This is a genomic window from Pseudomonas sp. PS02302 (assembly GCF_029959585.1).
In the GTDB taxonomy this organism is placed as follows: Bacteria; Pseudomonadota; Gammaproteobacteria; order Pseudomonadales; family Pseudomonadaceae; genus Chryseomonas; species Chryseomonas aestiva.
The window spans coordinates 21,218-30,573 of record NZ_JASCON010000064.1 but is presented as its reverse complement, the minus strand read 5'-3'; the positions used below and the strand labels follow the sequence as shown (position 1 = coordinate 30,573).

Sequence of the window (9,356 nt, the reverse complement as noted above, 5' to 3'; positions counted from 1 at the left end):
CCTCAAGGCACCCTCGACCCAGCCTAAACCCTGAGCTGATCCAGGCGACAAAAAAGGCGGCGTCCCCAGGGGCACGCCGCCTTTTTTGTCGCTCTAGGGGATCAGGGCAGCCGCGCCAACCGCTCGCGCCTGCCCGTCACCTCAGACGCTGCTGCTGGCCAGATCCGCCAGTTCACGGCTGGCGACACTGTACATCGCATAGTCCTGACCGCTGGCATTGCGCAGATCCACCAGCAGACCGCGCCAGCGCTCCACCGCCGCGCGATGACGCTCCAGCCACAACGACAGCCGGGCTTCCGGATCGCTCGGCGCCTCGCTCAGATTGAGCATGGCCACGGTGATGGTGCGCTGCTGCACATCCACCTCGTCGCGGAAGGCCTCGCGTGCCAGGGCCTGCCAGGCATTGGCGACCGGCAACTGGTTGAGCTGCTGCTGATACCAGGCCAGATCCAGCACATCACCCGCGGCGAACCAGGTGGCCGCCACTTCCAGCGGATCCTGGGCGGTGACCTCCGCCGCCTGGATCACCGGCAACAGGGTATAGATGTGGTTGGTCCCGGCGACGACCCGCGCCAGCAGTTCCGGTACGCCCGCCTCGGTGTAAGCGCGGAAGCGCTCTTCCCAGTCCTGGCGCGGTTCGCCCTGCAGCAGCTCGTCCAGTCGCACACCCAGTGCGGCGATGCGCGGCCCGAAGAAAGCCGCCACGGCGCCCGCGTCCAGGCCACTGCGATGGCTGCGCAGGAACCAGCGGGTCGCCCGCCGCCCCAGGCGCATCAGCTCGCTCATCAGGCGCAACTGCAATTCGGCCGGCACCTGATGATCGAGGGCCTCTACCTGACGCCACCAGTGCGGCAGGTGCAGTACGTCGCGCATCACCACATAGGCGCGGGCGACATCGGCCGCGCTCATGCCGGTGGATTCGCACAGGCGCTGCACGAAGGTGATGCCCATGTGGTTGATCAGGTCATTGGCGATCTGGTTGGCGACGATCTCGCGCTTGAGGCGATGGCGCGCCATCGCCTCGGGGAATTGCTCGGTCAGGCGCTGCGGGAAGGCGCCCTGCATGTCCCGGGCGAGGTATTCGTCGTCCGGCATCGTGGACGCCAGCAACTGTTCCTTGAGATCGATCTTGCTGTAGGAGATCAGCACCGACAGCTCGGAACGGGTCAACCCCTGTCCCTTGGCGGCGCGCTCGGCCAGCACCTCGTCACTGGGCAGGAATTCCAGGGTGCGATCCAGCTTGCCGCGGCCTTCGAGATCCACGATCAGCCGCTGGTATTCGGCCAGGTGGGTCCGCGCCCGATATTCCGCCAGGGACAGGGCACCGGTCTGCATGTAGTTGTTGGCGACCACCAGCTCGCCGACCTCGTCGGTCATCTCGCCCATCAGCGTGTTGCGCTGCTTGACGGTCATGTCACCGGCGGAGACCACGTCGCCCAGCAGGATCTTGATGTTGACCTCATGGTCGGAGCAGTCCACGCCACCGGCGTTGTCGATGAAGTCGGTGTTGCAGGCGCCGCCGTGCAGGCCGAATTCCACCCGTGCCAGCTGGCTCATGCCCAGGTTGCCACCCTCGCCGATCACCTTAGCGCGCAGATCGCAGCCGTCCACACGCAAGCCGTCGTTGGCCTTGTCGCCGATGTCGGCGTGGGTTTCGAAGCTGGCCTTGACGTAGGTGCCGATGCCGCCGTTCCAGATCAGATCGACCGGCGCCTTGAGCAGCGCGTTGATCAGTTCGTTGGGCGTCAGGTGATCGGCCTGCAGAGCGAAGCGTGCCTTCATCTCGGGGCTGATGGCGATGCGCTTGGCGCTGCGCGGGAAGATGCCGCCGCCCTGGGAGATCAGGCTGGCGTCGTAGTCGGTCCAGCTCGACCGCGGCAGGTTGAACAGTCGCTCGCGCTCTACATAGCTGCGCTCGGCGTCCGGATTGGGATCGATGAAGATGTGCAGGTGGTTGAAGGCCGCCACCAGCTCCAGGCTCCGCGAACGCAGCAGACCGTTGCCGAAGACGTCGCCGGCCATGTCGCCGATGCCCACCACGGTGACCGGATCGGTCTGGACATCGATGCCGCGCTCACGGAAATGGCGCTGCACGCTGACCCAGGCACCCCGCGAGGTGATGCCCATCTTCTTGTGGTCATAGCCCGCCGAACCACCGGAGGCGAAGGCATCGTCGAGCCAGAAACCGTAGTCCTGGGCGATGCCGTTGGCGATGTCGGAGAAGGTCGCGGTGCCCTTGTCGGCCGCCACCACCAGGTAGGGGTCGTCGCCGTCGTAGCGCACCACCGCAGCCGGCGGGACCACCTCGCCATCCTTGAGGTTGTCGGTGATGTCCAGCAGGCCGCTGATGAAGATGCGGTAGCAGGCGATGGCTTCGGCCTGGATGTCGTCACGGGAGCCACCGGCGGGTAGCCGGCGCGGCACGAAACCGCCCTTGGCGCCCACGGGGACGATCACCGAGTTCTTGACCTGCTGCGCCTTGACCAGGCCCAGCACCTCGGTGCGGTAGTCTTCCTCGCGATCCGACCAGCGCAGGCCGCCACGGGCGACGTTGCCGAATCTCAGGTGCACCCCTTCCACCCGCGGGCTGTAGACGAAGATCTCGTAGCGCGGCACCGGGCGCGGCAGCTCGGGAATGGCCTTGGGATCGAGCTTGAAGCTGAAGTAGGGCTTGGGCTTGCCGGCGGCGTCGGTCTGGAACACGTTGGTTCTCAGGGTCGCCTTGATCAGGTCCAGATAGCGCCGCAGGATGCGGTCTTCGTTGAGCACCGCCACATCGTCGAGGGCGCTGAGGATGGCCTGCTCCAGGCGCTGCTGCTTGTCGTCCAGGTCTTCGCTGGTCATGCGCCGCGCCAGGTAGAACTTCATGCGGAACAGCCGCACCAGCTCCCGGGCGATGTCGACGTGGGCATTGAGGGTGGCGGCGATGTAGCCGATGTCGAAGCCGATGCGGATCTGCTTGAGATAGCGCGCATAGGCACGCAGCACCGCGACGTCCCGCCAGGGCAGCCCGGCGGTCAGTACCAGGCGGTTGAAGCTGTCGTTTTCCGCCTGGCCGTCCACCACCTGGACGAAGGCGTCCTGGAAGGTGTCGTTGAGTTGCTGCAGGTCCAGCTCCAGGCCGGCCACGGTGGTGAAGGCGAAATCGTGGATCCAGTAGCGGTGGCCATTGCGATGGCGCAGCTCATAGGGGAATTCGCCGAGCACGCGCAGACCGAGATTTTCCAGGATCGGCAAGACGTCCGACAGCGCCAGGGGCGTATCGGCGTGGTAGAGCTTGCAGTGCAGGATGTTGTCGCCGGTCTGGGTCAGCGGCTGGTAGAAGCCCATGGCCAGACGGCGATCGTCCTTCAGGTCCAGCAGGTGACGCATGTCCACCACGGCCAGGTGCGGCGCGAAGCGCTCGCGATAGCCGGCTGGGAAGCCCAGCGGATAGTCAGCCAGGATGGAAGTGCCCTGGGCTTCGCCGAAGCTGTCCACCATCAGGCTGGCGAAGTCGTCCTTCCAGCTGCGGCAGGCCTGCACCATCTCCTGCTCGAGGCGCGCCGGATCGACGTCCTGCGGCTGCAGCGGATCGACCCGCAGGATGAACTGCACCCGCGCCAGCACGGATTCGGAGAAGAAGGTCCAGAATTCGCAGTCGGTGCCGTGCAGGCGATCCATGAGGATCTGCTGCATGCGCTGGCGCACTTCGGTGGAGTAGATGTCGCGCGGCACATAGGCCAGGCAATAGAAGAACTGGCCATAGGGATCGCGGCGCAGGAAGACGCGGACCTTGCTGCGCTCCTGGATCTGCACGATGGCCATGGCCGTGCTGAAGAGATCGTCCACCGGGGTCTGGAACAGATCGTCCCGCGGCAGGCCTTCGAGGACCTGGGCCAGTTCCTTGCCGAGGTGCGCGCTGCTGTCGAAGTCGGCGCGGCGGCGGACCTCGTCGACCTTGCGGCGGATATAGGGGATCTCGCGCACGCTGTCGTTGTAGACGCTGGAGGTATAGAGGCCCATGAAGCGGTGCTCGCGCACCACCCGACCGCTGGCATCCACCTCGCGCAGGGAAACGAAATCGGGATAGGCCGGGCGATGCACCCGACTCGGGTCGGCCGCCTTGGCGAAGGACAGCAGCACCGGCTCACGCAGATAGCGCAGCGGATCACCGGACAGCGTGATCTCGGCGGTCTCGGGCCGGCCGCGCAGGCGGCGCGACAGTCCCAGCAGGGAATCGGGCACATAGCGCTGAATCGCCGTCTCGCCATCGCCTTCGACGGTGAATTCCTCGTAACCGAGGAAGGTGAATCTGTCGTTGCGCAGCCAGTCTAGGAAGGCCTTCACCTCAGCCAGTTCACCCTCTTCCACGCCGGCCGGATGCCGGTCCAGCCAGGTCAGCAGATCGGCGACCTTGGCCTTCATGGCCGCGAAGTCACCGACCGTCAGCCGGACCTCGCCGAGGATCTCCTGCAGCGCCGCCTCCAGGGTGCGCAACTCGGTGGTGGCCGCGCAGCGGTCGATCTCGAGGAACATCAGGGCCTCGCGGGTGACCCCTTCGCCCTGTTGGCCCTTGGGCAGCAACTCGAGCAGGCGACCCTGGGCATCCCGGCGCACGCTGAGGACACTGTTCTGCAGGGTATGGACGCTATACCCCTGGCGATTGAGCTCCATCCGTACCGAATCCACCAGGAAGGGGGAATCGGCGTGCAGCACCTCGACCACGGTGTGGCTCGATTGCCAGCCGTGTCGTTCGTAATCCGGATTGAAGACCTGTACCCGCGGCTCGGCCGGATCGAAGACGTCCAGCAGGCGCCAGGCCGACAGCACGCAGCCGACCAGATCGGACAGCCGACGCTGGGTGAGTTCTTCCAGCGGGACGATGCCGAAGAACTGGGCGGTGAAGCGATCCAGTTGTTCGAGGGTGTCCCCTTCGACATGGGCCGCGAGGGCATTCTTGAGTTGTTGTTGGAAATCCGCTTGGCTGGCAGCGGTGAAAAACGCCATAACCGTACTCCGTCCTGAAGGTGCTGTGGGCTTCGCTCCGCAGAGGACAGGCCTCTCCCGGAGCGAGTTCCACAAGGGACGAGGCCGGACTGCACCAAAAAAGTGCAAGGATGCAGTACCGCTAGAGTAGCCGGCAAAGCCGCCTGCGCACGTACGTCAGGGCGACAACAAGATTCAGCTGCGGAACGGATCTCAATAGTGCGGCGGCGGGGCTTCGTCCGGTATGCCGCCACCGCCCGCGCTCTGCAACTCCGCCTGGCGTTCGGCCAGCATGCGGATCTGCGCCGCGCAGCGATCCAGCGTCCGCTGCTGCTCGACGATGATGTCGTTCAGCGTCTGGATGGTGTCGTCCTGGAACGCCTGGCGCATCTCCAGATCGGCAATACGTTCTTCTAGGGTCATGCCTGTGCCTCCTGTTCGAGTAGTGCTCGCCAGCGTTCCGTAGCGGCACGACCGGCTTCCGCGGTATGGGGCTCGCGTGGCGAATGTCCCCATACCGGGCCGGGCCAGGCCGGATCCCCCTCCTGCCGCAGCAGGACATGCAGGTGCAATTGCCGGACGACGTTGCCCAGAGCGCCGATGTTCAATTTGCCGTCAGGGTGAGCGCTACGCAACACCTGGGCAACAAGTGTCACCTCTCGCCACAGTTGCGCCTGGTCCTGGGGTGACAGGTCGAGGACCTCGGTAACACTTTCACGGCGGGGCACCAGCACCAGCCAGTCATAGCGGCAATCGTTCAGCAGCAACACCTGGCACAGCGTCAGGGACGCCACTTCCAGAGAATCGCCGGCGAGTCGTGGATCTATTTGGAACATCTCATCTCCTGCCAACATCAGTCAGCACTAAAAGTGTGCACAGCTTTGGGACCGTGAAACCTTTGGTGTCACAAAGGTGCAATCAACCCCCTCGAAACTGCCCGTCACCCGGGGAGTGGCCTGGCGATAGACAGGCGGGCTCGGCGTTTGGGGATTTGTGCACGCTTTTTGCTATCACGATCCGGGTACGACGATCGGACGGGAACTCTTAAAGAGCTTTCTTAAGAGTCACGGTTAATCCGCTCATCACACGCAAAATTTTGATGAAGCCTATCGCCCCTCCGAGAGAGGTGCTATATGTGCCGCCATTAGAACAAACAGCCACGGCTGACACGATGGCTGACTTTCAACCCAAAGGAGCATTTCTGATGCAAGCGATGAAGTGGAGCATTCTCGCCCTGGCAGTAGCCGCAGGGACCACTCAACTGGCTTTCGCCGACCAGCAGTCCGAATCCAAGGGCTTTGTCGAAGACAGCAAGCTGACCTTGTTGAACCGTAACTACTACTTCAACCGGGACGTCAAAAACGGCGCCAACGATCGTAAAGATTGGAGCCATGGCTTCCTGATGAACTACGCATCGGGCTTCACTCAGGGCACCGTGGGTGTCGGTGTGGACGCCTTTGGTTATCTCGGCCTGAAACTGGACGGCGGCCGCGGCCACGTCGGTTCCGGCAACCTGCAGGTCGATAGCGACGGCCGCAACAAGGACGAGTACTCCACCGCGGGTGCCGCAGTGAAACTGCGCATCTCCAACACCGTCCTGAAGTACGGCAACGTGCAGCCCACCTCCCCGGTCTTCGCCGTGGGTGGCAGCCGCCTGTTCCCGCAGACCGCCACCGGCTTCATGCTGACCAGCGAAGAAATCCAGAACCTGTTCCTGGAAGCTGGCCACATCACCGCTGCGCGTGACCGCACCAACACCTACCACGACGGCAACATGGGTTCTGCCTACACCGGCATCACCTCCAGCTCCGCCGACTACCTGGGCGGCAAGTACAAGATCAACGATCAGCTGAATGCGTCGCTGTACTACGGCCGCATGGAAGATCTGTGGAACCAGTACTACGCCAACGTCAACTTCGTGCAGCCGCTGGCGGCCAACCAGGCACTGACCTTCGACTTCAACTACTACTACACCAAGGACGCTGGCAGCGCCAAGTTGGGTGACTTCACCAACAACGCCTACTCGCTGGCCGCCGCCTACAGCATTGATGCCCACACCTTCACCCTGGCCTACCAGGGCGTGAGCAGCGACTCGCCGTTCGACTACGTCGGCGTGGGTGGCAAGGGTGCTACCACCGGCAACGGTGGCGACAGTATCTTCCTGGCGAACTCCATCCAGTACTCCGACTTCAACGCCTCCGGCGAGAAGTCCTGGCAGGCGCGCTACGACCTGAACATGGCGACCCTGGGCGTACCCGGCCTGAGCTTCATGGCCCGTTACATCTACGGTCACGACATCGACGCGCCCAAGGGCGGCACCGCCTACGCCGGCCTGTACCAGGATGGCGACAAAGAGCGCGAGACCAACGTCGAAGCCAAGTACGTCCTGCAGAGCGGCCCGGCCAAGGACCTGTCCTTCCGCGTCCGTCAAGCCTGGCACCGTGGCGACGCCAGCACCGGCGGTACCGTCAACGAGTTCCGCCTGATCACCGAGTACCCGCTGAACATCCTCTGATAGAGGCCAGCGTCACTCGCACGATCCAGCAGCCCGGCATTCGCCGGGCTGTTCTTTTCCGGCCCTAGGTCGGCGCCGCCCGCGTCCCTGTACGCCCTGCCCCACCCCACCGTACAATGCCGGTCCCGTCTCGATGCCGACAGACCGCCTAGCCATGCGTACCAGCCAGTTCCTGCTGTCCACCCTCAAAGAAACTCCGTCCGATGCCGTGGTGATCAGCCACCAGCTGCTGCTGCGTGCCGGCATGATCCGCAAGCTGGCCTCCGGTCTCTATACCTGGCTGCCGCTGGGCCTGCGCGTGCTGCGCAAGGTGGAAGCCGTGGTGCGTGAGGAAATGAACGCCACCGGCGCCCTGGAGGTGCTGATGCCGGCGATCCAGCCCGCCGAGCTGTGGCAGGAATCCGGCCGCTGGGAGCAGTACGGCCCCGAGCTGCTGCGCCTGAAGGATCGTCATCAGCGCGATTTCTGCGTGGGCCCGACCCACGAGGAAGTCATCACCGATCTGATGCGCAACGAGCTGAACAGCTACAAGCAGCTGCCGATCAATCTGTACCAGATCCAGACCAAGTTCCGCGACGAAATCCGCCCGCGTTTCGGCCTGATGCGCGGCCGCGAATTCGTGATGAAGGATGCCTATTCCTTCCACCTGAACCAGGCGTCGCTGCAGCAAACCTACGACGCCATGTACCAGGCCTACTGCAACGTCTTTACCCGCCTGGGCCTGAACTTCCGCCCGGTGCAAGCCGACAATGGTTCCATTGGCGGCAGCGGTTCCCACGAATTCCATGTACTGGCCGGCTCCGGTGAAGACGACATCGCCTTCAGCGACAGCTCCGACTACGCCGCCAACATCGAGAAGGCCGAGGCCCTGCCGCGGGAAACCGCGCGCGGTGCCGCCACTGAAGAATTGCGTCTGGTCGATACCCCCGACACCAAGACCATCGCCGATCTGGTGGAGAAATTCGATCTGGCCATCGAGAAGACCGTTAAGACCCTGGTGGTACGCGGGGCCGAGGAAGGCAAGCTGGTCGCCCTGGTGGTGCGTGGCGATCACGAACTGAACGAAATCAAGGCGGCCAATCTGCCGGAAGTCGCCAGCCCCCTGGTGTTCGCCACCGAGCCCGAGATCCGCGCGGCCATTGGTGCCAGTCCTGGCTCCCTGGGCCCGATGAATCTGTCTATCCCTTGCATCGTCGATCGCTCGGTCGCCCTGATGAGCGATTTCGGCATCGGCGCCAACCAGGAAGACAAGCACTACTTCGGCGTCAACTGGGAACGCGATCTGCCGCTGCCCCAGGTTGCCGACCTGCGCAACGTGGTGGCCGGCGATCCGAGCCCCGATGGCCAGGGCACCCTGGTGATCAAGCGTGGCATCGAAGTGGGCCATATTTTCCAGCTGGGCACCAAGTACAGCGAGGCGATGAAGCTGTCGGTCCTGGGCGAGGAAGGCAAGCCTACCCTGCTCACCATGGGCTGCTACGGCATCGGCGTGTCCCGCGTGGTCGCCGCTGCCATCGAGCAGAACCACGACGAGCGTGGCATCCGCTGGCCGGCTGCCCTGGCGCCGTTCAATATCGCCCTGGTGCCGATGAAGTACGAGAACGCCGCGGTGAAGGAAGCGACCGATCGCCTCTATGCCGAACTGAAGGCCGCCGGCTTCGATGTGCTGCTGGACGACCGTGACAAGAAGACCAGCCCCGGTGTGAAGTTCGCCGACATGGAGCTGATCGGCATTCCCCATCGCCTGGTGGTCGGTGAGCGCGGCCTCAATGAAGGTCTGGTCGAATACAAGGGCCGTACCGACGGCGACAGCCAGAACATCGCCCTGGCCGAGATCGTCGGCTTCCTCAAGGCCCGCTGAGGGCTACCGTTC

The 9,356-nt window shown here is 64.1% G+C and carries 5 protein-coding genes; 2 read left to right on the top strand and 3 right to left on the bottom strand.

Annotated elements, in window-relative coordinates:
- Positions 1-141: 141 nt before the first annotated feature.
- The 3 genes from QMX82_RS19050 to QMX82_RS19040 all read right to left on the bottom strand — a co-directional run bounded on the left by QMX82_RS19050 (position 142) and on the right by QMX82_RS19040 (position 5,804).
- Positions 142-4,989 (bottom strand): NAD-glutamate dehydrogenase, encoded by a 4,848-nt coding sequence (locus tag QMX82_RS19050; protein ID WP_282286494.1) that lies wholly within the window; start codon positions 4,987-4,989, stop codon positions 142-144.
- Positions 4,990-5,181: 192 nt separating this feature from the next.
- Positions 5,182-5,391: a SlyX family protein gene (locus tag QMX82_RS19045; RefSeq protein ID WP_282286492.1), complete on the bottom strand. Its 210-nt coding sequence runs from the start codon at positions 5,389-5,391 to the stop codon at positions 5,182-5,184.
- Positions 5,388-5,804, bottom strand: coding sequence for an HIT domain-containing protein (locus tag QMX82_RS19040; protein WP_282286490.1), 417 nt, complete (start codon positions 5,802-5,804; stop codon positions 5,388-5,390). The genes QMX82_RS19045 and QMX82_RS19040 overlap by 4 nt, the downstream gene beginning before the upstream one ends.
- 368 nt (positions 5,805-6,172) lie before the next feature.
- On the opposite strand from QMX82_RS19040, the gene QMX82_RS19035 reads away from it, so the two are divergent.
- Positions 6,173-7,483: an OprD family porin gene (locus QMX82_RS19035; protein WP_282286488.1), complete on the top strand. Its 1,311-nt coding sequence runs from the start codon at positions 6,173-6,175 to the stop codon at positions 7,481-7,483.
- A 154-nt stretch (positions 7,484-7,637) separates the two neighbouring features.
- A complete protein-coding gene (locus QMX82_RS19030; protein ID WP_282286486.1) occupies positions 7,638-9,344 on the top strand; it encodes a proline--tRNA ligase in 1,707 nt (568 codons plus the stop codon).
- Positions 9,345-9,356 lie beyond the last annotated feature (12 nt).